Origin of the sequence: Paraprevotella xylaniphila YIT 11841, assembly GCF_900683745.1 — a bacterium.
GTDB lineage: Bacteria > Bacteroidota > Bacteroidia > Bacteroidales > Bacteroidaceae > Paraprevotella > Paraprevotella xylaniphila.
The window spans coordinates 2090233-2115557 of record NZ_LR215980.1 but is presented as its reverse complement, the minus strand read 5'-3'; the positions used below and the strand labels follow the sequence as shown (position 1 = coordinate 2115557).

The 25325-nt window shown below is 51.7% G+C and carries 19 protein-coding genes; 13 read left to right on the top strand and 6 right to left on the bottom strand.

The genetic code is table 11. The annotated features are described in order from the left end of the window. Window positions 1-130 precede the first annotated feature (130 nt). Genes araJ through E0E47_RS09060 form a run of 3 tightly spaced genes read right to left on the bottom strand, consistent with a single transcriptional unit; the run spans window position 131 to window position 4775 of the window. Complete coding sequence (gene araJ / locus E0E47_RS09070; RefSeq protein WP_130893519.1) at window positions 131-1291, bottom strand: MFS transporter AraJ; 1161 nt, start codon at window positions 1289-1291, stop codon at window positions 131-133. A 53-nt stretch (window positions 1292-1344) separates the two neighbouring features. Further along, on the bottom strand, window positions 1345-1986 hold the full coding sequence (locus E0E47_RS09065; RefSeq protein ID WP_040602772.1) for an N-acetylmuramoyl-L-alanine amidase family protein: 642 nt from the start codon (window positions 1984-1986) through the stop codon (window positions 1345-1347). Window positions 1987-1991: 5 nt separating this feature from the next. Beyond that, a complete protein-coding gene (locus tag E0E47_RS09060) occupies window positions 1992-4775 on the bottom strand; it encodes a coiled-coil domain-containing protein (RefSeq protein ID WP_130893518.1) in 2784 nt (927 codons plus the stop codon). A gap of 145 nt (window positions 4776-4920) precedes the next feature. On the opposite strand from E0E47_RS09060, the gene hisS reads away from it, so the two are divergent. The 6 genes from hisS (at window position 4921) to E0E47_RS09030 (ending at window position 10835) form a co-directional block, all read left to right on the top strand. Continuing rightward, window positions 4921-6285, top strand: coding sequence for a histidine--tRNA ligase (hisS, locus tag E0E47_RS09055; protein WP_130893517.1), 1365 nt, complete (start codon window positions 4921-4923; stop codon window positions 6283-6285). Between the two features lie 94 nt (window positions 6286-6379). Continuing rightward, window positions 6380-7882 carry a hypothetical protein gene (locus E0E47_RS09050; RefSeq protein ID WP_232038382.1) on the top strand — a complete coding sequence of 501 codons (1503 nt, stop codon included), beginning with the start codon at window positions 6380-6382 and terminating at the stop codon, window positions 7880-7882. 25 nt (window positions 7883-7907) lie between these two features. Beyond that, window positions 7908-8363, top strand: a complete 456-nt coding sequence (locus tag E0E47_RS09045; RefSeq protein ID WP_130893515.1) for a DUF4251 domain-containing protein — start codon at window positions 7908-7910, stop codon at window positions 8361-8363. A 292-nt stretch (window positions 8364-8655) separates the two neighbouring features. Beyond that, on the top strand, window positions 8656-9234 hold the full coding sequence (locus tag E0E47_RS09040; protein ID WP_130893514.1) for a sugar O-acetyltransferase: 579 nt from the start codon (window positions 8656-8658) through the stop codon (window positions 9232-9234). A gap of 14 nt (window positions 9235-9248) precedes the next feature. After that, entirely contained in the window at window positions 9249-9950 is a 702-nt protein-coding gene (locus E0E47_RS09035; RefSeq protein ID WP_130893513.1) for a DNA alkylation repair protein, read from the top strand. Between the two features lie 30 nt (window positions 9951-9980). Then, a complete protein-coding gene (locus E0E47_RS09030; protein WP_130893512.1) occupies window positions 9981-10835 on the top strand; it encodes a DNA/RNA non-specific endonuclease in 855 nt (284 codons plus the stop codon). Between the two features lie 4 nt (window positions 10836-10839). On the opposite strand, the gene E0E47_RS09025 is transcribed toward E0E47_RS09030, so the two are convergent. Continuing rightward, window positions 10840-11715 carry a hypothetical protein gene (locus E0E47_RS09025; protein WP_232038381.1) on the bottom strand — a complete coding sequence of 292 codons (876 nt, stop codon included), beginning with the start codon at window positions 11713-11715 and terminating at the stop codon, window positions 10840-10842. A gap of 224 nt (window positions 11716-11939) precedes the next feature. Here E0E47_RS09025 and E0E47_RS09020 point away from each other — a divergent pair, with 224 nt between their 5' ends. From E0E47_RS09020 to E0E47_RS08995, 6 genes are all read left to right on the top strand, one after another. Further along, on the top strand, window positions 11940-12212 hold the full coding sequence (locus E0E47_RS09020) for a co-chaperone GroES (protein ID WP_008623034.1): 273 nt from the start codon (window positions 11940-11942) through the stop codon (window positions 12210-12212). A gap of 51 nt (window positions 12213-12263) precedes the next feature. Then, a complete protein-coding gene (groL, locus tag E0E47_RS09015; RefSeq protein WP_130893510.1) occupies window positions 12264-13901 on the top strand; it encodes a chaperonin GroEL in 1638 nt (545 codons plus the stop codon). Between the two features lie 286 nt (window positions 13902-14187). Further along, entirely contained in the window at window positions 14188-14970 is a 783-nt protein-coding gene (locus tag E0E47_RS09010) for a DnaJ domain-containing protein (RefSeq protein ID WP_008626887.1), read from the top strand. A 44-nt stretch (window positions 14971-15014) separates the two neighbouring features. Continuing rightward, a complete protein-coding gene (locus E0E47_RS09005) occupies window positions 15015-16163 on the top strand; it encodes a glycoside hydrolase family 43 protein (RefSeq protein WP_040602771.1) in 1149 nt (382 codons plus the stop codon). 293 nt (window positions 16164-16456) lie between these two features. Further along, window positions 16457-17062, top strand: a complete 606-nt coding sequence (locus E0E47_RS09000; protein ID WP_008626870.1) for a hypothetical protein — start codon at window positions 16457-16459, stop codon at window positions 17060-17062. A gap of 7 nt (window positions 17063-17069) precedes the next feature. Beyond that, window positions 17070-17588, top strand: coding sequence for a hypothetical protein (locus tag E0E47_RS08995; RefSeq protein ID WP_008626869.1), 519 nt, complete (start codon window positions 17070-17072; stop codon window positions 17586-17588). A gap of 92 nt (window positions 17589-17680) precedes the next feature. Here the strand turns inward: E0E47_RS08995 and E0E47_RS08990 are convergent, their stop codons facing one another. After that, window positions 17681-18904: a glycoside hydrolase family 43 protein gene (locus E0E47_RS08990; RefSeq protein ID WP_130893509.1), complete on the bottom strand. Its 1224-nt coding sequence runs from the start codon at window positions 18902-18904 to the stop codon at window positions 17681-17683. A 192-nt stretch (window positions 18905-19096) separates the two neighbouring features. Here E0E47_RS08990 and E0E47_RS08985 point away from each other — a divergent pair, with 192 nt between their 5' ends. After that, the gene (locus E0E47_RS08985) at window positions 19097-22006 is read left to right on the top strand and encodes a glycoside hydrolase family 38 N-terminal domain-containing protein (RefSeq protein WP_130893508.1); all 2910 of its coding nucleotides are present in this window, start codon (window positions 19097-19099) and stop codon (window positions 22004-22006) included. 236 nt (window positions 22007-22242) lie between these two features. Here the strand turns inward: E0E47_RS08985 and E0E47_RS08980 are convergent, their stop codons facing one another. Then, window positions 22243-25170, bottom strand: a complete 2928-nt coding sequence (locus E0E47_RS08980; RefSeq protein ID WP_130893507.1) for an outer membrane beta-barrel protein — start codon at window positions 25168-25170, stop codon at window positions 22243-22245. Window positions 25171-25325: the final 155 nt, after the last annotated feature.

The window sequence follows — 25325 nt, the reverse complement described above, 5'->3', positions numbered from 1 at the left end:
TTGTGTGATTCCATGCGTCTTATTTCTTATAAGAATATGGGGTAAAGAACCCACCATTGATGTCCTGTGTCATCAATGGTGGGTAGATCGTGATGTCTTGGCTTGTATTGAACTTACGGCGTTAGAGTTTTCAGGCCATAGAGTTTTCTTTCTTGTATTTTTTGCAGAACATGGCGGTGGAAATCACGCCGATAACCACAAAACCGGCACCGACCAGAGCTGGATAGTTGTAAGGCAGGCCGTATGTGACGGGAAGTCCGCCACAGTACGCTCCCACGGCGTTACCTAAATTGAAGGCAACCTGTACCAAAGCCGCCCCCATCATTTCCCCGCCTTTGGAAAAACGCAACAGCAGCAGTTGCTGCGGTGCGGACACTCCGAAGAGGCAAGCCGTGCAAATGCACAGCATCAGTACGGCAATGCCTGGATAGGACGCGAGGAAAAAAGTGGTGAGCAGTCCTAAAATCATGATCGCCTGTACGCCCAATATGGTTTTGCCCGGCGTATAGCGGTCGGCCAACTTGCCACCCAACAGGTTTCCCACGCACATGCTGCCTCCGGCCAATACCATAAGCATGGTGATCTCGGAAGGGGCGAATCCCGCAATCCGATTCATGAGTGGGCTGATATAACTGTACCAGCAGAAGATACCTCCGTTTCCGAAAGTGGTCGTGGCCATGATGAGCCAAGGTGCCGCACTTTTCAGGAAACGGAACTGCCCTTTCAGTCCTGTGTTCGGAAGAGGTTCCATTCGCGGAACCAGACGGTAGAGCAGGATGAAGGTGAGGATGCCCCATGCACCGTTGAACAGGAAAATCACACGCCAGGAGATCATGTCGCTCAACCACGTTCCTGCCGGGATGCCGATGAGGTTGGCCACGGTCATGCCCGAGCACATGATGGCGATGGCTGAAGTGCTCTTGCCGCGAGGAGCCAACCGGTCGGCTACGATGGAGCCTACACCGAAATACGCCCCATGCGGCAAACCGGAAATGAACCGGAAGAGCACACCGAGATGGAGGTCTGAGCAAGAAGCCATCAGAAGGTTGCCCGTCAGATAAATCACGATGAGGCCTAACAGGATTTGATGGAGCGGGCGTTTACGGGCTACTAATACCACAGAAGGGGCACCCACGCAAACGCCGATGGCGTAGGCCGAGATGAGATGTCCGGCTTCGGGGATGCTGCATTGCATGGACTGGGCCACGTAGGGCAGAATGCTCATCATGACGAATTCTGCCATGCCCAAGGCGAACGTACCGAACGCCAGGGCGATTAAACTTTTCTTCATCTTAATAGAATCTTTTTACCTTATTATATAATGTATAGCTTGTAGCCGGAAGGTTATGGAACGCTTCGCCGGTAACGGATGAAGGCGTTGCTGATGCTGCGTGCCAGACGTTTCTGGCCTTTACGGGAGTTCATGAACCGTTCTTCGCTGCGGTTGGATATGAATCCTATTTCTGTCAATACGGCCGGCATGCGCGTATTGCGCAATACGGCGAAGTTGGCCGTTTTCACGCCTCGGCTTTCCCGTCCTGTTTTCACATATTCCTGTTCGATGAGTCGGGCCATTCGTTCACTGCGTCCTCCGCGAGCCGAAGGGTGAATGAACGTTTCTGTACCTTCTGCCCATCCCCGGGCCGAATTGGAATGGATGGAGATGAACAAATCCGCCCGGTAGAAGTTGGCCATGCCTGCCCGGTCGTTGAGGCTGACGAACTCGTCGTCGGGACGGGTTTGTATGATTTCCACGTCGCGACATTGTTTGCGAATCAGTTTGCAGACGCGTCGGGCCACTTCGAGGTTGACTTCTTTTTCGAGCGATCGTCGCCCGGCGGCCCCTTGGTCGTTTCCGCCATGTCCGGCATCGACGACCAAAACGAAGCGTTCCCCACGTAGCGAACGTGAAGAGCGGCATCCTGTCACGACGAGCAGGACGATGAACAGGAGCGGCCATAATTTAAGAAAAGACAAGTGTGACATGCGCTTTATGATGTGATAGAAGAATCCTGTCCGGCGGCTAACTTCCGCAATGCGGTTTCGTGGGCTTCCAGTTTGGCTTGGCATCCGGCTATTTGTACAAGGATATTTTCCTGTTCGCTTTCCAACCGTGCTATCTCAGTGTTCAGCGCTGCTGTGCGGTCTTCCTTGTCCTGCCCTTGTGAAAGGGCGTTTACTTGATGGGCGGCCAGGGCCAGGCGGGCTTCGTCAGCCCGTGCTTCGGCCATCATGTTGTGGAGCGTGAGGGTTCTGATTTCCTGCCTCAGGGCATTCCAGTCGGTCGTGCTGTTGAATGTCTGTTCCAGTTCGGAGAACTGTACGGGAGAGTGCAGGGCATTGTATTTCCTTATCCAAATATCCAGTTCCGAACGCTCTTGGGCGATTTGCGTTTCGAGTTCCTGGGCCGTGTCGGTCATACGTTGGTTGTAACCTTGGTGTCGGGCAGCCTGGGCATGCGTCTCGTCTGCTTTGCTCCTGGCCTGTTCCTTTTGTTCTTCCAAAGAATATAAGGTACTGAATACTGTTTTGTTGTAGTCTTCCACATCGCCGTCCGGGAACATCTTGTATAATTGTTCGTGTATTTGGTTCCGGAATTCCGACATCCGCTCTATTTTTCCGTTGATGAAGTCCCGTTGTTTGCCCAATGCCTGTATGTGCCGGTCCGTTGTTTCCTGTAAGGTTTGTAGGCGGATGGTTTCGTTTTTGGTTTCGGCCATGTCTTTTTTCAGATTGAACCAACGTTCCATCTGTTGTTGGATATAGATTCTTAGGTTCTCGGGGTTTTCCGTCCATACTTTATACCAGTTGGAGATGGCCATCATCTTGTCGATTTCCTCGAACAGCTCGCTGTATTGTCCGTTGGTGCGCGACAGGGATTGTTGCAGTTGTTCCACCCGGTAGGCCACGACCTGGCAACCCGTATTCACTTCATTCAGCCGTACGGCAATGTCATTCTTTTCCTGTTCTTTCAGGGCGATTTTTTCGTTGAGGGCGTTGATGTTGGACTGGTGGTAATTGAACGTGTCCAGTTCTTTTTGGGCATCCTCGGCATCCACTCCCGTCTTTTCCATGAGCTGTTGCAACATGATGCGCCGCCCCTCGAAGTTCGTACTGGCGGAACAGTCTTTAAAGGAACGGTCCAGGGCAACGAAGTCTTCCCAGTGTGCCACGTGGTCCTGCAATATTTGTTTGTAGGTCTCCAAAGCCTGATGGCACATTTCGATGCGCCCTTCCTCTACGGCCTGTTCCTTTCTCAGCTCGTCCAAGAGGGTTTGTTTGTGTTTCAGTTCCGTGGCGGCCTGTTCGAAATCGATTTTGATTTCCCCGATGAGTTTGCTTTGTTCCAAAAGCGTGTCGGAATGGTAGGGATGGTGTGTTGCGCCGCATACACTGCAACTGACCCCCTCCTGCAAATCCTTTCGCAGCTGCATGACATCTTGGCTTTTGCTGAGGGTATAGGCGTATTTCAGTTCCTCGCATTGCCTTTGAAGTCCGGCCGTTTCCGGTTCCAGTTTGGCTATTTGCGTTTTCAGGGCATCATTATGATGGCGCATGCGCATGATTTCCTGGCTTTTTTCGTCTACGCGGTTGTATCCTTCCGCAATTTGTTTCCACAGCCGTGTGGCGTTCGTCAGCATTTCCTTTTTGCTTTTCAGGTCCATGGCCCGTTGCTGCAGGTTGTAGCTGTTCATGCCCACGATGCTTTTCTGGTGTACTTGCAGCTCGCTTTGCAACGTGTTGATTTGTGCGTCGATGCCTTGTGAGGATAGAAACAGCTTGTTTAGTTTCTCGTCTTGTTCGTGCTGTTTTCTGAGTGTCCTTTCGAGCACGGTTTGCAACTGTTCTTTGCGTTTTTTACGGGATTGCAGGAAGTTCAGGCGCGTCTGTATGGCCTCCCCCTTTTCCAACATGCTTTGTAACGATTCCAAGTTCTGCAACTGCTGTTGTTGCTGTGCCGCTTGTTCCTTGTTCTTTTTTAGTTCTTCCGCTGTTTCTTTACCTTGTTTTTGTACTGTGGAGAGTGCTTGCTCGATTCGTTCTTTGTAGTCGGATAGTTCTTTCAGGTCAGCGTCGTGGAACCGCAAGGCGGCTTGCAGGCGGTAACCTTCGGCCAGCGTTTTCTGTATCTGTTGCAAGTTGTGCCATGCTTCCTGGTATTTCTTGTTTTCGGTTTCCGCCTTTTTTTGGTTTGCCTTGTCTGCCGATAAGGCTTCCGTCAGTTTTTCTGCATGCAAAGCACTGCCTTTGCGTATGAAGTGGAGGACGTTTTCTTTCGCCTTGATGCGTTGGTAGTTGCCTAGCACCGCTTCAAAAGTCTCAAAGCGTTCCAGTTCCCTGATTTCTTTCAGGTGGGCGTTGTAGTTCTTGTTGCTTTCGAAAAAGGCTTGCCTGTACTTTTCCAACGTGGCGTTCAGTTCCTTGAACTTGTGCAGCCATTCTTTCTGTGCTTGTAGCCCGCCCAGGGTTTGCGCAATGTTGGTCAGCTTGGTCTTGTAGAGCCTCATGCTGTCTTGTATGCGTTTCAGTTCGATGGGAGCGAGCGCCTGTTCTCCGTCCTTTTGCCGTTTGGCTTCAGCCTGTGCGATTTGGCGGAACATCCGCGTCACCTCTTCAGGCATGTCTGTACCGAACTTTTCGGCAAACCACTGTCGGGCGGTTTCTTCAGGGGTAAGGTTCGGGGTTGTAGTGGACGTGATGTCCGTGGAGACAGTCGGTATGGGCGAGTCAGGTTGCTCCATTTTTTCCGGTGCGGATTTTCGAAAAAACTTCATACGCTTGAATGCTTTTAATCTCGTGCAAAGTTAGAAATAAAAACGGATGCAAACTATATTACGGCGTATTATCTCCGGGCCGTATGGCAAGTTGTATGAAAAAAAAGTGTAATTTTGCGCAGGAATCATAAAAAGGAGACAGAATATGGCTACGAAACCCGGAATACCTAAAGGTACACGTGATTTTTCGCCTGTGGAGATGGCGAAACGCAATTATATATTCGACACCATCCGAGGCGTTTACGCTTTGTATGGTTTCCAGCAAATCGAGACGCCTGCCATGGAGAACCTCTCCACGCTGATGGGCAAATACGGCGAGGAGGGAGACAAGCTGCTTTTCAAAATACTGAACTCCGGCAATTTCCTTTCCGGAGTGGCGACGGAGGAATTGGGTGAGGCAAACACGAACAGATTGGCGGCCCGCCTGTGTGAGAAAGGGCTGCGTTATGACCTGACCGTGCCTTTTGCCCGTTATGTGGTACAGCACCGTGACGAACTGACCATGCCTTTCAAGCGTTACCAGATACAGCCTGTGTGGCGTGCCGACCGGCCGCAAAAGGGGCGTTACCGGGAATTTTACCAATGTGATGCCGACGTGGTGGGCAGCGATTCTTTGCTGAACGAAGTGGAACTGATGCAGATTGTGGATACGGTATTCACCCAATTCGGCATACGGGTATGCATCAAATTGAATAACCGCAAGATCCTGACGGGTATTGCCGAGATGATCGGGGCGGCGGACAAGATTGTGGATATCACCGTGGCCATCGACAAACTGGACAAGATAGGGCTTGACAATGTGAATGCCGAACTGAAGGCCGGTGGTCTCAGTGACGAGGCCGTGACCCGTTTGCAGCCCATCATCAGCCTGAGCGGAACGAACAAGGAGAAGTTGGCCGTGATGAAGGACGTCCTGGCCGGGAGCGAGACCGGTTTGAAGGGCATTGCGGAATGTGAGTTCGTGCTCGACACATTATCGGCTTTAGGACTGCGGAACACGATGGAGCTGGATTTGACTTTGGCCCGGGGGCTGAACTATTACACCGGTTGCATTTTCGAGGTGAAAGCTTTGGATGTGGAAATCGGCAGTATCACCGGAGGAGGCCGTTACGATAACTTGACAGGCATTTTCGGCATGCCGGGAGTGAGCGGCGTGGGCATCTCGTTCGGGGCAGACCGCATCTTCGACGTGCTGAACCAACTCGACCTTTATCCGAAAGAGACCGTCACGGGCACGGAGTTGCTTTTTGTGAATTTCGGCGCGGCCGAGGCGGCTTATTGCCTGCCCGTCATGGCACAGGCGCGCCGAGCCGGAGTGCGTTGTGAGATTTATCCCGACAGTGCCAAGATGAAAAAACAGATGAGCTATGCCAATGCCAAGGCGGTGCCTTTCGTGGCGATAGTCGGCGAGAATGAAATGAATGAGGGGAAAGTCACACTGAAAAACATGGAGACGGGAGAACAGTCGCTCCTGACACCGGACGAGATGATAAATATCATTAAAAAATAGTCCTTTGCGATACAACTTAACGGCCTTTGTTGTTACTTTATAGTCAAACAGCAAAGGCCGTTTTTTTATAACCTTTAAAGGAAAGGAGATGCCTATGAAAACAAAGTTTGCTTTCTTGTGTGGTCTGGCCATGGTTTGGTGTGCTTCGCTGACGGCGCAGACAGAGTTTTCCAAGACGGGGACACGTTGGTATAAGCCATACGAACATGATAATATATTCGCCCATAAAGGGTATCATACGAGAATGGATCTCTATCGTTTGGGGGAGGACACTTTGTTGGCGGGCGAAAGTTGGAAGAAGTTGTATTATAATGAGAAACTTCTGGGGGCTTTCCGAGAAGTAGGGAAAGAAGTCTGGTATATGCCGTTGTCTGATGGTACGGGGAGAGGCGTGCCTCGTGTGCTTTATGACTTCTCTATGCAGGTAGGTGACAATTTCTATTGTGCAGAATATGAAGTCCCTGGCATCTTCCGTAATGAAGAGGAGGCAAAGGCGTTGGGGTTGGATTCGTATGACTTGCTGGAGATGACGGTGACGCGGGCAGATACGGTGGAAGGGCGTCGGGTGCTTTATGTGGCGCAGACCAATAGTTTGGCAAGTGAAGAACGATGGATTGAGGGAATCGGGAGCGAACGAGGCTTTTTCGAAAGATGGCGTTTGTACGCAACGGACGGTTCTATCATTAACACCCGATTGCTGTCTGTGGTTGCCGATGGAAAAACGTTGTATTTCAATGGTGAGCTTGTGAAGAATGAGTTGCCGCTGATGCTTTCAGAAGGGATGTCATGGCATCAGGAGGATTATGAGGGGAAAGAGCATGTACAATACACATTGGCAGCTCAGGCTTCTTCCGGACGTTTCTCGCTGTACAGGAATGGTGAGTTTGTAGGTTTCCTTCAAGAGGCGAACCGGAAAATTTATTGGATGGAAACGTTGGGTGAGGAAGCCTGGGGGGAGAGCGCTTATCCGCGTGTCTTGGCTTGTTGTTATGACTTTTCGTTGGAAAAAGGGGACGTAGTGGCGCGTGTGAGTACGGTGGATGACCGGGTGACGAATTATGAACCTAAAAAAATAGAATATGATACGACTTATGTAACAGGTGTGGACACGGCTGACTATAATGGCATAGCTCGTAGACGTTTGTATTTGGGAAAGGATTCAAATGAGGTCTGGGTGGAAGGAATTGGCTCCCTTCGGGGATTCATGGCGTGTGAGTCGCCGATTTATAGTTCCAGAAGTTGGACTTTAGATGCCCGTCATAGGCTTATTTGTTGTTATGAGGACGGGGACGGCCTATATCTCCATCCCGATTATCTGGATTGTACCACTCTGAAGGGAGAAAGTGTGCCTTCTGCCAAGGGAACCCGTACTCTGTTGGATGTCCGTGTGGCGGATGGTATGGCTGCCTTCTATTGGACAGGCAGCAGCCGGACAGACAGGCTTTACGTGTATGCGGCCGACGGCGGTAAAGTGGCAGACATCCGCATGGACGGGGAGACGGTTGAAGTACGTGGACTGCAATCCGGAATATATTATTACCGTTTGGAATTGAAAGATACGGAAGAGGCTGTAGTCGGCAAATTGTTAGTCAGGTAGATGTATAACTTAAAGACAGGATAAAATGATGGGTAAACGATTTATATTGTCAACGGTTTATTTATGGGGAAGCCTGATGTCGGTTTTTTCACAAGAAGCCAAACCTTTCGATGCCGACAGTTTCAATGTGGACGTGACGTATATGATGCCGGTGTCTTATCCGGCACGTACGCTTTCGTATGGCTACGGGGTGGCATTGCGTAATGATTCCGCTTTTGTGTATTTGCCTTATATGGGAAGGGTCTACCAACCGGCACTGAACGACGACGGCCTGCGTTTCGCCCTTCCGGCAAAGGATGTCAAGACCCGTGACGTGGGCGATAAGGGGAAGCGTGTGGAGTTCAGCGTGCGCAAGGTGCCGGTCGTGTATAAGTTTACCGTGACGGGATACGAGGGCGGCAGGGCGGATATTATCTTGATTCCGAGCAATGCGCAGAGTATTTCGTACAGTGGCTATTGGAACGAAGAAAACCAACCTTGAAAATGAGAGGGTTAAGAAATCCGTTTCAATCTGCGCCAAATGATTTTTCAATCTCAGCCGAATGATTTTTCATTTGGCGCAGATTGATTTTCGGTTCTCAGCCGAAACGTTTGCATACAACTTTTGGCTGTGTTCGGGATGAGGCCAAATGGCGTGGGGCAGGCAGGCTGCAAATGGAAGACGGCCTGTCTGCTGTTTTAGGTCCTGCTTGAAAGTTATTGTATTATTTTCTATTGTCTCAACCGGATTCTTCTTAACTTTGCGTTTGAAGAACAAGATAAGAAGATGAAATATGAAGACGGAAATGGAGAAGATGCGTAGCAAAGAACTTTATTGTTTCTCTGATGCGGAGATGCAGGAAAGTCTTCGGCGTGCCAAAAAACTATGTACGTGTTTGCAAACCATGGATATTTACGACGAACGCTACCGTGGTACGATTGAGGAACTGATTCCCGGAATCCCTCAGGATTCTACGGTATGCCCCCCGTTCCACTGCGACCATGGTACGGGCATCGTGTTAGGTGAAAACGTGTTCGTGAATTATAATTGCGTGATGCTCGATGCCGGTTACATCCGCATCGGGAAGAACACGAAGGTGGGGCCTTGCTGCCAGTTTTACACGCCCCAGCATCCGATGGATTACGTGGAGCGTCGCGAACCGAAAGAGACGGCCTATCCCATCACCGTGGGTGAGGACTGTTGGTTGGGAGGCGGCGTGGTGGTCTGTCCGGGAGTGACCATCGGGAACCGTTGTATTATCGCTGCCGGGAGCGTGGTGGTGAAAGACATTCCCGATGATTCCCTTGCTGCCGGTTGCCCGGCCGTGGTGAAGAAAAAATTGAATGGGATAGCAGATTCCAAGGACGAATAAAAAAGGTTGCGTCTATGGTTTGTCAAGAAATCAAGGACTTTTTGGCGGTGCATTCCGATGCCCGGTATGCTGCTTTTGTGACTTCGTTGATGCCTGGCACCCGCCCGGTGGTCGGTGTGCGTCTGCCCGTATTGCGGGCGTTGGCCAAGGAGATTGCCAAGGGGGATTGGCGTACTTATTTGGAGGAGGCAGTGGACGACACGTTCGAAGAAGTCATGTTGCAGGGTTACGTGACGGGCGTGGCGCGGATGCCGTTTGAGGAGCAGATGGAACGCATGGCTACCTATGTGCGTAAAATCAACGATTGGGCTTTGTGTGATTCCCCTTGTTCGGGATTCAAGTTCGTGCGAAAACACCGTGAGGAGGTATGGGCGTTCCTGCAACCTTATTTATATAGCGGGGACGTATTCTCCCAACGTTTTGCCGTGGTGATGCTTTTGGCACATTTCGTCACGGACGATTTTATAGACCGCGTGTTGGAGGCCTGCGCGTCAGTGTGCCCAAATGGGTATTATGCGTCCATGGCAGTAGCATGGGCGGTGTCAGTCTGCTTTGCCAAATACCCGGATAAGACGCGTCCGTTGTTGGCCGGAGGGCGGTTGGACGACGAGACGCAAAACAAGGCCATACAGAAAATCGTGGATTCCTTCCGCGTGGCGGAATGGGATAAGTCTTGGGTGCGTACGCTCCGTCGTCCCAAGGTACGGAAATCTTAAACCGGAAATAAACAAATTGAAATCGGAAAAATGAAACTGAAAATGATAATCGGCGGCTTGGCGGCTGCCGTAGTGGTATTGACGGGTGGTTACGACCGCTTGCGTGGTTACGTGGGACAGTGGACGGGATGCAGGTTCTTACCGGAGGCAACGGACGGACAGGTTTTCGGTAGCAGTCCTTCGTCCGGCACGGAGGATATGGAACCGGGATTGCCGGAATTGGTCCGGGAACGAAACAGCCAGGTGATTCGCCATACGGGGTATACGGTATCTTATAATGCGGAGACCAAGATACCGAACTGGGTAGCCTGGACATTGACACCCGAACGTTTCGAGGAGGCGGTGAGCCGTTACGACAAGTTCCTGCCCGACCCCGAAGTGGCAAATCCCGTGACGACGGAAGACTACAGGCGGTCGGGCTATGACCGTGGGCACCTTTGTCCGGCGGCAGACAACAAATGGGACGAACAAGCCATGCGGGAAAGCTTTTACATGACGAACGTTTGCCCGCAAGACCATAACCTGAACCGGGGCGACTGGAAAGAGTTGGAAGAAGCTTGCCGCGACTGGACGATGGAAAACGGGCTGCTGTATGTGGTGGCCGGGCCTGTCCTCTATCGTGGACAGCACAGGCATATCGGCCAAAGCCGGGTTACGGTGCCAGAGGCTTTCTATAAGGTTGTGTTTTGTCCGGAGCCGCTGAAGGCCATCGGCTTTATCTATAAGAATAAGTCGGGGAACCGTCCGCTTGATGCGTATGTCAATTCGGTGGACGAAGTGGAACGCATCACGGGGATAGATTTTTTCCCGTCTTTGCCGGACAGTGTGGAAGAGGCCGTGGAAGCTGTTTACGAGCTCGAAGAGTGGCAGATGCCGGAACGTTGACCGCTCAGGTTCGTGATTTGAGTTTCTTGCGGCGGTGTTCGCGAAACAGGACTAAAAGCTGTTGGAACAGGAACAACGCCCAGAACATGCAAAAGAAACATACGCCGGAGATGGCACTGTCTATTCCCAACGGAGCAAAAGGAATAGCGCAGAAAGAATACAACAGGCAATAAGTCAGAAGCTTGTGCTCGCGGGAGATGCGCCATAGCCGTTTCCGTTTTTTCCGTGAAGACAAGAAATAAATGGTGAGCAGGGTGGCGAACATGAACACTTTGGTCTCCCACAGTTGGGTGAAACCGTCTGCCGTTTGGGAAGACAAGGCGGTCAGGTCGTTCCACGATGACTGTTTCCAAAAGGTGGACTGCAAAAGGCAAAGTGTGGTGCCGATGGCAAAACCTATGACCATGGGCCAACAGGCCAGACGGAACAGCCGGTCGCGCTGCAAATAGGACAGTGTGAGGAAACTGGCACAAAGCGGAATCGTGATGTTGTCGTGCGTATAGCTGCAAAAGATACCCATCAACAACATCAGGAAGTAGCCGTATTTGAAATTTTTACTGGAAATACGGGTATATTGAGAAATGAAGAACGGGACGATGCAAGTGGACGAGAGGGTCATGACGGCTGTCTCGTCACGGTTGAAGAACTCGTGCGAGTCCGGACAGAAGAGCAGGACAAACATGGCCGTGCAAAGGATTCCGGCGGAACTTTGGGCAGAGTGGGCGATGTGGCCGGTCAGATAGACCAATAGCGTAAACAGCAAAGCAGACAACGGGTTGATGATTTCCGGTTGCCAGATATAGCCTCCCGTTTTGGGAAGGAATGTCAGTGCGGAAAGTATTATGAGGAATACGGCAAGATAGGTCAGTCGTAGTTTCATCGTTTGTTGCTTTCTGCAAAAGTACGGAATAAATTTCATATAAAGGGCTTTTCTACTGATTTGGACACAAAAAACTGCGGAGGCAAGGTTGGCAGAAAGTCTGCCGTATTTCGGGGCTGTACATGGTAAAAGTGTGCCAAAGTGTCAGTCGTGGTGTTTTGGCATGTTTTTCGTATGGATTGGAGTAGAATTTTTAAAATGTACAATTATAAAATTTATCCATTATGAGCATTAAACCATTAGCAGACCGTGTGCTGATTGAACCGGCTCCGGCAGAGACGAAGACAGTAGGTGGTATTATCATTCCCGACACCGCCAAGGAAAAACCGTTGCAAGGTACTATCGTTGCAGTGGGTAAAGGTACGAAAGACGAAGAGATGGTCTTGAAGGAAGGCGATACCGTGCTGTACGGTAAGTATGCCGGTACGGAACTGGAATTCGAAGGCAAGAAATATTTGATTATGCGACAGAGCGACGTGGTGGCCGTATTGGCATAATTTTTCGTTTTATACATTAATATATAATAGACAAAAGAAAGGACTAAAATCATGGCAAAAGATATTAAATTCAACATAGAAGCCCGTGAACTGATGAAGAACGGAGTGGACCAGTTGGCCAATGCGGTAAAGGTAACTCTCGGCCCGAAAGGACGTAACGTCATTATCGAAAAGAAATTCGGTGCGCCGCATATTACGAAAGACGGCGTGACCGTAGCCAAGGAAATTGAGTTGGCCGATGCGTTTGAAAACGCAGGTGCGCAGTTGGTCAAGAGCGTGGCTAGCAAAACAGGCGACGATGCCGGTGACGGAACGACCACGGCTACCGTATTGGCACAAAGCATCGTGAGCGTGGGCTTGAAGAACGTGGCTGCCGGTGCGAACCCGATGGACTTGAAGCGCGGTATCGACAAGGCCGTGGCCAAAGTCGTAGAGCATATCAAAGGTCAGGCTGAACAAGTGGGCGACGATTACAACAAGATAGAACAAGTGGCTACCGTCAGTGCCAACAATGACCCGGAAATCGGGAAACTTTTGGCCGAAGCCATGAAGAAAGTCAGCAAGGACGGTGTGATTACTATCGAAGAGGCTAAGGGACGCGACACTACTATCGGTGTGGTGGAAGGCATGCAGTTCGACCGCGGCTACTTGTCGGCTTATTTCGTGACCGATACGGAGAAGATGGAGTGCGTGATGGAGAATCCTTACATCTTGATTTACGACAAGAAGATTTCCAACTTGAAGGATTTCCTGCCTATCCTCGAACCGGCAGTACAAAGCGGTCGCCCGTTGTTGGTGATTGCGGAAGACGTAGACAGCGAGGCGTTGACTACTTTGGTGGTGAACCGTCTGCGTAGCCAGTTGAAGATTTGTGCCGTGAAAGCTCCGGGCTTCGGCGACCGCCGCAAGGCCATGTTGGAAGATATTGCCGTGTTGACGGGCGGTGTGGTCATCAGCGAAGAGAAGGGCTTGAAGTTGGAGCAGGCTACCATCGAAATGTTGGGTACTTGCGACAAGGTGACTATCTCTAAGGATAACACGACCATCGTTAACGGTCACGGACAGAGCGAACTCATCAAGGATCGTGTCAATCAGATTAAGAATGAGATTGCCAACTCTACCAGCGACTACGACAAAGAGAAGTTGCAGGAGCGTCTGGCTAAGTTGAGCGGTGGTGTGGCTGTGCTCTATGTCGGTGCACCGAGTGAGGTGGAAATGAAAGAAAAGAAAGACCGTGTGGACGATGCCTTGTGCGCAACGCGTGCAGCTATCGAGGAAGGTATCATCCCGGGTGGCGGTGTGGCATATATCCGCGCCGTCAAGGCTTTGGAAGGCTTGGAGGGTGCCAATGCAGACGAAACCACAGGTATCAATATCGTAAAACGCGCCATCGAAGAACCTCTCCGCCAGATTGTGGAGAACGCAGGTCTGGAAGGTTCGGTGGTTGTAGAAAAAGTACGCCAGGCTGAAGGCGACTTCGGTTACAATGCCCGTGAGGACAAATACGAGAACATGAAAGCCAGCGGTATCATCGACCCGGCCAAGGTGACTCGTGTGGCTTTGGAGAATGCCGCTTCTATTGCCGGCATGTTCTTGACTACCGAATGTGTCATCTGCGACAAGGAGGAAGAAAAAGCCGATATGCCGATGGGTGCTCCCGGAATGGGTGGCATGGGCGGCATGATGTAAGCCGGACGGTTTACGGAAACCTATTATAATGTGAAAGGGAGAATGTTCGTGGGTGGGCGTTCTCCCTTTCTCCTTTTTTGCTTGTTGCTGTCCGAGGACAGTGTGCCGCAGTCGGTGTGGAAAGAAAAAGGGGACGTTTTTCCTGTCTTCTGCGAAAAACTTCATATCTTTGTCCGTACGAAGGTCGGGGACAGGTTGGCATGGCCAAATCGTAAAACGGTGTTTTCATGCGTTTTTGTGCCCGTCTTCCATGGTTAGGGATTTCCGAATAAAAAATGAATAGAATATGGGAGTGGGAAAATGGATAGGCAGTGCGATGGGGTTCATGACGATGGGGCCGTTGGGTGCACTGGCCGGTTATTTTATCGGTTCGTGGTTTGACAAGCAGGCTGTAGGCATGCAAGAGGATTTGCAAGCGGATGAGGTGGGGCGAGGCCGATACGAACAGGGGCGGCGGAACAGCTTTTTGTTTTCGATGTTGGTGATGGCCTCTTACGTGATGCGGGCAGACCGGAAAATCATGCACAGCGAAATGGAATTCGTCCGTCGCTTCCTTCGTGCGAATTTCGGGGAAGCCGCAGTAGAGGAGGGGGAACAAATCTTGCTGAAGCTCTTCGATGAGGCCAAACGGTTGGACGGAGTGTCCCCTGTGGCATTTCGGGATATGATTTTCGATTGTGGCAGACAGATTGCCGCGCATCTGAACTATGGTGAACGATTGCAGCTGCTGAATTTCTTGGTAAGGATTGCACAAAGCGACGGAAACGTATGTGCGGAAGAGATAACGGCGTTGCGGGAAGTGGCTTTGGCCATGGAGTTGTCTGCCGGAGAGGTGGATTCTATGCTCAACTTGAAAGGCGAATCTTTGGCAGATGCCTATAAAGTACTGGAAATAGAGCCGTCCGCCACGGACGAAGAGGTGCGCAAGGCTTTCCGCAAATTGGCCCTGAAACATCATCCCGACCGCGTGGCGACGTTAGGAGAAGATGTGCGGCGGGCTGCGGAAGAGAAATTCCAACAAATCAACAATGCGAAGGAGCGTATTTACAAGGCTCGTGGTATGAAATAGAACCCTGATGGAAATGAGGTAAAAACCTAATGACAATAAGAAAAATGAAATTGAAGCGAATTTTGGGCTTGGCTTTCTTCCTGTGCGCCATGGTGGCGGCGGTGGAAGCTCAGGCTTTGGATGAAATCCGTCCAGGTCAGGAATGGCCGGACCGGAAAGGAGAGCACATCAATGCCCACGGGGGCGGCCTGTTGTTCCATGAAGGCAAGTATTATTGGTATGGCGAGAACCGGCCTGCACGCGGGTTTACCACCGAAGTAGGCGTAGAGGTCTATTCTTCTTCCGACCTGATGAATTGGGAAGACGAAGGAGTGGCTTTGGCTGTTTCCGAGGAGGCCGGGCACGACATAGAACGGGGGTGCATCATGGAGCGTCCCAAGGTGGTGCGCAACCCCAAGACGGGGAAATTCGTCATGCTGTTCCATTTGGAGTTGAAAGGGCAAGGCTATGCAGCTGCCCGTGTGGGCTTTGCCGAGAGCGATTCTCCGGTTGGCCCTTTCCGGTTTATCCGTTCTTTGCGCCCGAATGCGGGCAAATGGCCGGTGGACTTTTCACGCCGCGACATCCGCAAGGCTAAGAAGCTGAAGGAAGCGGACTATAAGGAATGGTGGACTCCGGAGTGGCGTGAGGCGATTCGTGAGGGGCTGCTTTTGGCACGCGACGTACCGGGCGGACAGATGAGCCGGGACATGACCGTGTACGTGGACGATGACGGTAAGGCATATCATATTTATTCGGCAGAAGAGAACCTGACGTTGAACATTGCGGAGTTGGCAGATGATTATTTGGACTATACCGGACGGTATGTGCGTGTCGCGCCGGGCGGGCAGAACGAGGCTCCGGCCATTTTCAAGCGTGACGGTGTGTATTGGATGGTTACGAGCGGTTGCACGGGTTGGGCACCGAATGAAGCCCGCATGTTCAAGGCCACTTCGTTGTGGGGGCCGTGGGAACAGTTGCCTTCCCCTTTTGTCGGGAAAGATGCCAAGAAGTCTTTCCATACGCAAGGCACGTATATTTTTAAGGTGGAAGGCACAGAGGATGGTTTCGTGTTCATGGCCGACCGTTGGAATCCCCGGAGCCTGAAAAATTCCCGTCATATATGGTTGCCGATAGATTTTGAAGCCGATGGTACTCCGGTCATCCGTTGGGTGGACGGTTGGTCGCCGGACGATTTGCAGGCAGATTTTTAAGGAATGGCCGCAGGATACTTTCATGAGTGACAATTTATGGAGGGAATAAAAGATTCATTGTCTTTGTTTGGGGACATTGAATCTTTTGTTTTTTTATGTTTTATGATTTTTGCGAAAAAAAGTTTGTAATTGTTTGGTTTTTCTTTTAAATTCATTATATTTGCGATGTATTACTAAGAAAAATAAAGCTATGAGAACGAGTTTTTTTTATTGTAGGATGTGCCTTTGCGATTATCTCTTTCGCAGTGGGGTGTCAATCAGAAGAACAAATTTCTGTAAATGGCACGGAAGACATGGTAAGGGAGAATGGTTTTGACGAATTGGCTTTTATGGAAAAGGTGAAATTTAAGTCTTTGGTAGACGAACTTCCGGACAAAAAAGCACCGAGTGCGACGGTAAATCCAAAAGACTTAAAATTCCTGAATCTTGTGAGTGTGAAATTGGCTCGTAAGAAGCTTGACTGCAATCGTGGATTCGGGTTATGTGATTTTAAATTCTTACCGAAAAACATCAGTGTGTCTGTTGCAAAACAGGCTGTATTTGACGGGGAGTATTTGGTAGAGTTGAAAACGGATACTTTGAACTCTCGTTATTATATAGAATTGTTATTGGATGAAGAGTTTCCTGAGGGGTTTGACAAGAATGATGCTTGTTTGATGATTGATGACGACCTGTATTGGATAAATGATTCTGTTACAATAGAAGATATGAATGATTGGTTGAACTCTGATGAAATGTATGCAGAGATGGAAAGGAGAATTGACTATTTATTTGAAACGGGACAAATAGCTCGTGGCGTAGTACCTTTTGTAGACTCTTTGGGGCAACATGGGGGATATATTATCGATGTAGTAGGTGTACCGGCAGATATTCCGGGAGGAAAAATTCCCTTGAATTGAAGTTGCGATGAAAAAGTTAAGTTTGATTTTGTTGTTGGGTTTGTTCGTATTCCCGCTTTACGGGCAAGTTGTGGATTTGGGCGATGGAGCATTGGCCGCAAAAATCAAGGCATCAGAGAAGCCCTATAAGGTTGTCTACATCCTTTGCGACTATTGCGAACCGTCGTTGGTGCTTTATCCCCAAATCCATAAGCTGCTTGCCGGGCAGAAGAATGTGGATTTCTATCCTGTTTGTGCGCAAAGCCGTGCGGAAGTGGAAGCTTACATGGAAAACTATAAAGTAGGAGGCCCCATTTATGTGGTCAATCAAAACCGGAAGAGGAAATGGTATGCCATTATTGATTTCTACAATCCGATAAGTGCGACAGGAGATTATCTGAACCGATATTTGGGGATAGATGCCGATAAGATGGGTGCTTCCAGTTTTGTGGTGTTGGACGGGAAAAACAAGGTGATAGCCCAAACGACGTATGAAACGGAAGATGACGCTTGTTTGGGTATCCTGAAAAATGCGATAGGATTGTAAGCTGTCGCGTTCATGTGGTAAGCGAGTATGCCAATGGCTGCACGTACATCTGGTCCGTGCAGCCATTTTTGCGTATGGTTTCTTCTGTTTGCTTATTTGAACTTTTCCAGTTTCTTTGTCATGGCCACCATGGTTTCGGGGTCGGATACGGTGTCGAGCACTTTTTGGGCTTCGGCCAACAAGGCCGGGCGGCGTTCAAGTTGTTTCAGCGTCAGCGTGGGGACGGGGCGCGTACGGAGGTCGTTTACCGCAGTGCTCAGCTCGGACCAGGCTTCCAACCGTTCCCGTTCGGCCTGCGTGATGTGCATGACAGAGCCATGTCGCGGGGTGAAGTCACCGTGGGTCTTCGTGTTTTGCACGAATGTGAAATCTTTCAGGTTCGTGCTCTTGCAGAATTGGTAGAACCCCTGTGCGTAGCAATCGTACATCAGGACGTACTCGTCCGAACCGATGAGGGGGAACACACTGGAACCTTCCACCGGATATTGCCCCTCTTTTTGCAGGTGCCGCCATTCGATGGTGTAGGGGCCGGTGGGTCGGGGTGCAGTGGCACGCATCACGCCCTGCCGCGTGCGGAATCCTTTGTTCATGACCGAGCGTCCCTCGTCTTTGAAGAACAGCACGTATTCTTTCGTTTTCGGGTTATACACGATGTCCCCGTCTATGGCGGCCGTACCGAAGTCGAACAGCAGTTTCGGCTCCGTGATGTCCGTGAAGTCTTCGTTCACGTAAGAGTAGAACAGCTTGAAGTAAGGCTGTTTGAAGTTCGGGTCTTCCGTGGGATACTCCCAGTCGTGCCGCCCGATGGAGTAATAAATCATATATTTCCCGGCCTCGTCGTCCCAGATGATTTGAGGCGCCCAAACGGCATGTAGGTTTTCGCGGTCGAATCCCGTCAGGTTGGGGAAACGTGCGGGGAAGTCAATGGCCGTGTGTTGCCAATGGATGAGGTCGGTGCTCTTCATCAGGATGAGTCCGTCGTTGCTTTGCCAACCCTCGTCCGAGCGCATGTCCGTCATGACCATATAAAATGTTTTCCCGTCCCGGCCTCTTGTGATGTACGGGTCCCGTATGCTTTTCTTCAGGGCGATGGTGTCCGAGGCCACGACCGGACGCCCTTGGTTGAGGGACGTGTAGTCATATCCGTCATCGCTCAGTGCATAGCGCACCTGTTCGCCGTAAGGGGAATTGTTGGAGAAGAAGGCGAAGAGGTAACTGCTGTAAGGAGAAGGCTCGGCCGTTTGTGCCTGCGCCGGTACCATGGCCCCGAGGGTGGCGGCCAACATGCCAGTCATCATTCGTTTTTTGAGTTTCATGATTAGGTAATGTTTAAGTTTTGTTGTATATGTGTGGGCAAAGATAGGCAGAATCGGCCGATAAAGGAAGTCTTTGCGGTGGCTTTTCGCACGGTGTGGCGAGAATGTGGTATTTTTTGCGTTATGCTTGGTTGCCCGTCCCGTCTTTTTTTTGTCACTTTGTGACCGATACAATGAAAACTAATCAATGTGATGAAAAGAAATTTTTTTTGTGGGATGTTGGCGGTTCTGGCGGCGGGCAATGTGAATGCCGATGTGGTTCCGGAACAGGTCAGTTGTGTAGTGAAACCTTTGTATGGGTATAGACAAGACCGTTCGCCGGGACGTATCGTTGCCGTGCGGTTGAAGGGGGCTGAATTGAAAGGCGAGGTCTGTGTGGATGTGGCGTATAGGAAACTGAAGGAGACATCCGCTTTCCGCATTGATGCGGAGGATTCGGCAGAAGTGGAGGTCATGTTGCCTTCCGCCTTGCCCGTGGACAAGACCGTGGATGTTTCGCTGACGGTGCGCGGAACCGAAAAGAAAGTGAAGACGAAAGTCACCGTGGAGCCGATGCGGCATTGGACGGTGTACCTTTACAACCATTCGCACGTGGACATCGGTTACACGAACACGCACAAAAACGTGGAGATGTTGCACAAGACGAACGTGTGGGAAGGCATGAAACTGGCTCGGGAAACAGCCGGACATGTGGACGGTGCACGCTTCGTGTGGAATCCCGAGGTGACTTGGCCGATTGAACGCCTGTGGATTTCAGAACCGGAGAAACGGGATGAGGTCATTGCAGCTATCAGGCGAGGCGACCTTTGTGTGGACGCCAGTTATGTGAACCTGAATACGAGCATTTGTTCGGATGAGGAGTTGTTTCATGTATTCAAGTTCTCGCGCGAGTTGCAACGGCTGTCCGGCGTGCCTGCCGATGTGTTCCAACAGTTCGACATCCCCGGCATTTCCTGGGGACTGGTTCCGGTCATGGCACAGGAGGGCATCAAGTACGTCATCTCGTGGCCGAACACCGACCGGGGCGGCAACGCACACTCCCGGAATATAGACGGCATGCCTTTCTGGTGGGTAGGACCCGACGGCCATTCCAAGGTGTTGTTCCTGCAACCGGGCAAGTATTCCAACAGCGGCAGCATGGACAAGGGGAACACGACCGGGCGGCCTTGGTTCGGCCAACGTGACCCGCGTAAGGTTCCGGCGCGCATCCGGATGGGGAGTGCCAATGTAGACTTTACGGGCAAGCTCGTGGAGTTGGAACGTGACCATTACCCCCTCGATTTCATCGTACTCTCTTGGACATTGTGGGACAACAGTCCGGTGGATGCCGATGTCCCCTACGCCGTGAACGAATGGAACAAGAAATATGCTTATCCGAAGATTGTCATCAGCGGCGGGCATGAAATCATGGCGCGGTTGGAAAAAGATTATGGCGACCGCCTGCCGACTGTAACGGGAGACTATACGGAATACTGGACCGACGGGTTGGGTACGGCTGCCAGGTTGACGGCCATTAACCGCCGTAACAAGGAGAGAATCACGCAGGCGGAGACCGTGTGGTCGATGCTGGCAGGAGGAGCTTGTGCTCCGCGTGCCGATTTCGATGAAGGTTGGCGTTATATCATGATGGGTTCGGAACATACTTGGGATTTTGAGAATCCGTGGGAACCTTATTTCCATGAAGCCATCGGAAAGGTGAAACAATCTTATTTCCAGGAAGCGGAAGCCCGTTCGACGGCCTTGTTGGACGAGGCATTGGGATTGGCCACGGACAAGTCCAATGGAGCGTTGGGGCCGCGCGAAGGGCCGTCGAACGGCGGTATCGCTGTGCTCAACACGCAGTCGTGGGCGCACGGCGGGTTGGTGACGCTGACGGCCTCCGAGAGCCAGAAAGGCAACAAGGTGGTGGATGATGAGGGGAACGCCGTGCCTTCGCAACGTTTGTCTACCGGCGAACTGGTGTTCTGGGCTTCGGACGTGCCCGCCCTGGGTTCGCGCCACTACCGTGTGGTGGAAGGTGATGCCGTGCCAGGCGATGCCTGTAAGTTAGATGGTTATACGTTAGACAATGGTTGTGTGCGTGTCACGATAGACGGCAAGACAGGAAACATCGTGTCCTTGACCCGTGCCGGAGAGGATTACAATTATATCGACGCGTCGGTGGACGGAGGGGCCAATTCGTGCAGTTGGCTGCCGGCCAATGAAAACAAGCCCGAAGCCGACAAGGTGCAGGCCATCACGGTGACCGAACAAGGCGGATTGGTGGTGGAATTGAAAGTGCAGTCCATGATGAAAGGTTGCCGTTCGGTGACACGTACCGTCCGTCTGGTGGCCGGGCAACCGTGGGTGGAGACCACCAATGTGGTAGACAAGTTGCCGCTGTTGGACAAGGACGGCATACATTTCGGTTTCGGTTTCAACGTGCCGCAGGGTGTGACGAAAGTGGATATCCCTTGGGGGATAATGGAAGTGGAGAAAGACCAGTGGCCGCAAGCCAACCGCAATTGGATGGCCCTGCAACGTTGGTTGGACGTTTCGAACGACACTCATGGCGTGACATGGTGTGCTTTGGATGCCCCCTTGTTTGAGTATGGCGACCGCACGGCCAACATTTCGTTGGGATGGGGCGGACAAGGGCCTTGGCTGACCAAGCTGGAACCGTCTTCCACGGTGTATTCCTGGGCGATGAACAACCATTGGCACACGAACTTCCCCTTGACGCAGGACGGGCCGGTGGCTTTCCGCTACCGCATTCATCCGCATGGCGGATATGATGCTGTAGACGCCAACTGTTTTGGCTTGGAGCAGGCGCAACCGTTGGTACATGTCACGGCGGACAAGAATCCGGACGTGAAGTCCGTCATTTCGGTAGACAACCGTGCCGTGTATGTCACCGTGCTGAAATCCACGGGGAAAGACCACGAGATGATTGTCCGCCTGCGTTCCGTGTCGGACAAGGAAGAGACGGTGGCTTTGGACTTCCCGGCCCGTCGTCCGTCGTCCGTGTCGCTTTGCACGCTTGAAGAGCAGCCCGGGCAAATAGTGGACGGGACGCTGACGATGAAGCCCTACGGCATGGTCACGTTGAAGCTCACCTTCTGACAACGGAAGCATGGGAGGCTTACGGACTCTTCCGGTAGCGTATGGTATAGGCATCCGTCCGGGAATGGATGCTTGTAAAGAAAATGTAGGCCTGTCATGACGTTGTTTTTCAATCGCTTAAGCCTTTGAAAAAAATCTGCGGCAAACGGAAAATCGTTTGCCGCAGATTGAAAAATCATTTGGCGCAGAACGATTTTCCGTTCTGCGCCAAATGATTTTTGTATATAAGTTTCTATTTATTCTCCTCTCCGCTTGGCCGGTTTGATGTCCAAGTTGTAGGTGAGGCGCAGCATGGCATAACTGGGAATGACGTTGCGCCACGTCTCGTAGCGTCCTTGCCCGTTCAGCGTCTGGGTGACGTTGGAAAGCTGTCCGAGGATATCGAATCCATCAAGGGAGAGCGTCACACGTTTTTTGAGAAGTTTCTTCGATAGGGTGGCGTTCCATACGATGTCGTCCGTGTTCATGCCGCTTTCACCGTAGCCCCGTCGGCTGTACAAGGTCAGGTCGGTATTGAATTGCAGGTCCCATGGCAGTTTGGCCTGTGCTATCAGGCCGTAATTATAGTCGTAGGTGTTGAGGGTCGTGAAGTTCTCCCGGCCACTGCTCAGGTGGTTCCACGTGCAGCGGGCTTTCACGCCCACTCTCACGTCCTTGGGGAAGGCATATTCCATGTTGAGGCTTCCGCCCGAGTTGTAGGTCTGTACGGTACTGCGGGCCGGAGCCATGCCGTCCGTCACGCTGATGAGGTCCACCGAATTGTAGAGCCGCGACCACAGTCCGCTGTTCAGCGTGAGGCGGCGGGCTTTGTCGAGCGGCATGGAATAGTTCACGTTACCACCGATGTTGTAATTCCCGTTTACGTTTTCCGGACGGTAGGTGCGCACGCCCGTCGTCTTGTCGTACACGTATCCCTGTGCCACGGCATCTTGTGTGATGGAGTAACTCCAGTAGGTGCTGAAGTAGCGTTGTTTGCGGTTGCTGTTCAGGTAGTAGTACACGGAGACGTTGTGTTGGTGAGAGTTCTTTAGTCCCGTGTTGCTCAGGCGGATGTTCAACGGGTCGTCCGTGGAACGGATGTCGATGAACGAGGTCATGGACGGGAAAGAGACGCTTTTGTTGTAGCGGATGTCGATGCCCCGTTGGTAGTTGTGCCATCGGCCGTAGACCCTGAAACTTGGCTCGAACATGACATGTCGGCGGCTGACGGTGGTGTCCAACCGTTCGCGTTGGTAGTCTAGCGTCTGCCATACGTACATGAGTGGCAGGCGGGTTTCCACGTACCACCAGGTTCCTTCGCCCGATGTCCGGGGTCTGCCTTCCCATTTGGCATAGAGGCTTCCCCGGTGGGAGTAATCGGTCAGGTAAGACCAATAGCTGTTGGGGGCATCTAGCGTCTGTTGCAGGAGTTCCGCTTCGGAGGGCAGCATGCCTAAGGGATGGTCGCCGTCCTCTTCCCAACCGGCCAGTTCGTCGAGCCGGTAGAGTTCGTAACGTTTGGTGTGGTCATGCCAATGGTAGTTGTATCCCGGCACTATGGCCAGGTTGCAAGGAAACCAAAGCCAATACTCCCCTCCGGTGTTGAGGTTCAGGTTGCGGATAGGGCCGTCGTCGTTGGTATATTTGTTGCGGTAGTCCGTCTGTCCGCCGCCTGCCGGATAGTCCAACCGGTAGTGTTCGTACCAACGTTGTTCGTAATCGCTGTACCGCACATTGGCGTAAAGGTTCAGGTTGTCGTTGGCGATGCCGGTCTTGATGGCCGAGTAGGCGTTGAAGGCAGCGTCCGTCTTGTTACCTTTGTTGTTTTGGGCGGTCTTGGAGCGGTTGATGGCGATGCGGCGCATGAGGTCGCCGGCTTCGGGCGAGGCCAGGCTGTCCAACAGGTTGCCGGAGGCGTACGGTTCGGGGTCGGTGTTGAACGTGCCGGAAAGGTAAGTGTTGCGGTCGTCCCATTTGCCCCAGTTAAACGATGGTTGCAAGTTCAGGAACACCTTGTCCCAAGTGAACTGGAACGTGTGCGAAGTGTTGAACCACGTTTGGCAGTAGAACTGTTCGTGTGCTTCCTTGGAGTAAGTGTCGCCGTCGGGCAGGAAGTTCACGCCGGTGGTTTGCGAGCGCACGTCCGTGTCGTAGTGCAGGTAAGATGCGCTGCCGCTCAGTTTGTACTTCCCGTCCTTCTCGTTCACCATGTAGTTCACTCCGAAGTTCTTGTTCGAGCGCAGTCCGCCAGTCAGTTGTGCGGGCGACCATTCGCCGTTGTAACCCGGTTGGCGGTTCTCGTTCATGTTGTTGAAATTGGCAAAAGCGGAAAAACGCGTGTGGGGCGTGAACCGCAGGCCGAAAAGGCGGGCGCGGTAGCGTTCCTCCGTGCCGTATGCCCCTTCGGCATTGGCCAACCATCCCACGGAGTATTCCCGTTTCAGGCGTACGTCCATGACCAATTCTTCATCACCGGTCTTCTTTCCGAGAAATTCGCTGAGTTCCCCGTCTTTGTCGTACACTTTCACGTCCTTGACCGCGTAGGCAGGCAGGTTTTCGAGCATGACGGAAGGTTCGCCTTTGAAAAAATCCTCTCCGTTGAGCAGCAGGTTTTCCACGTAACGCCCGTTGACGAGGATGCGCCCGTCGTCTTTCAGTTCCACGCCCGGAAGTTGGCGGATGAGCGCATCGAGCATGGAGCCTTCGGCCAGTTGGAACGCGTCGGCGTTGTAGGCCACCGTGTCGCCGCGCGTATATATCTTTATCTTCGTGGCCTTTACGGTCACTTCCTCTAATGTCTTATGCTTGATGGCTTTCTCCATGTAAACATCCGCGATGAAGCGTGCCGTTTCCCGGCGGCGGAAGGTAAAAGAGTCCACGGGCACGTCCTGTGTTTCATATCCCTCGGCCTTGAAGCGCAGGATGTAGGGTTGGGCTAGGCGGTTTTCCATATCGAAGAACCATGCCGACGGCCGGTCGGCTATCCGGTTGTTTTTGGGGTTGCGCATGGAATCGAGGGTGACGTAATGCTTGTCCATAAGTTCCACTTTCACGTTACTGATACGTTGGCGCGTGACTGAATTGAATATGCCGCCGTAGATGACTTGTCCCATGGTTTCGGGGCAGGCGAGGGCCAGGAGGATGGCCGCAAGGATCGGAAGGGTATTGAAGAAGGTCTTTCTCATGGCTTTTCCACTTTTATGTTCTGTTAATGTATATTTTAATTACATCCTTTTGTTAATAATACGCAGGAAGTGTTGTTTTGTGACAGTCCGGAGCCGTTTTTTTGAAAGTATCGTGCGAATTTTGTAGTTAACACTCTTTATGTGAGCTTTGGAGG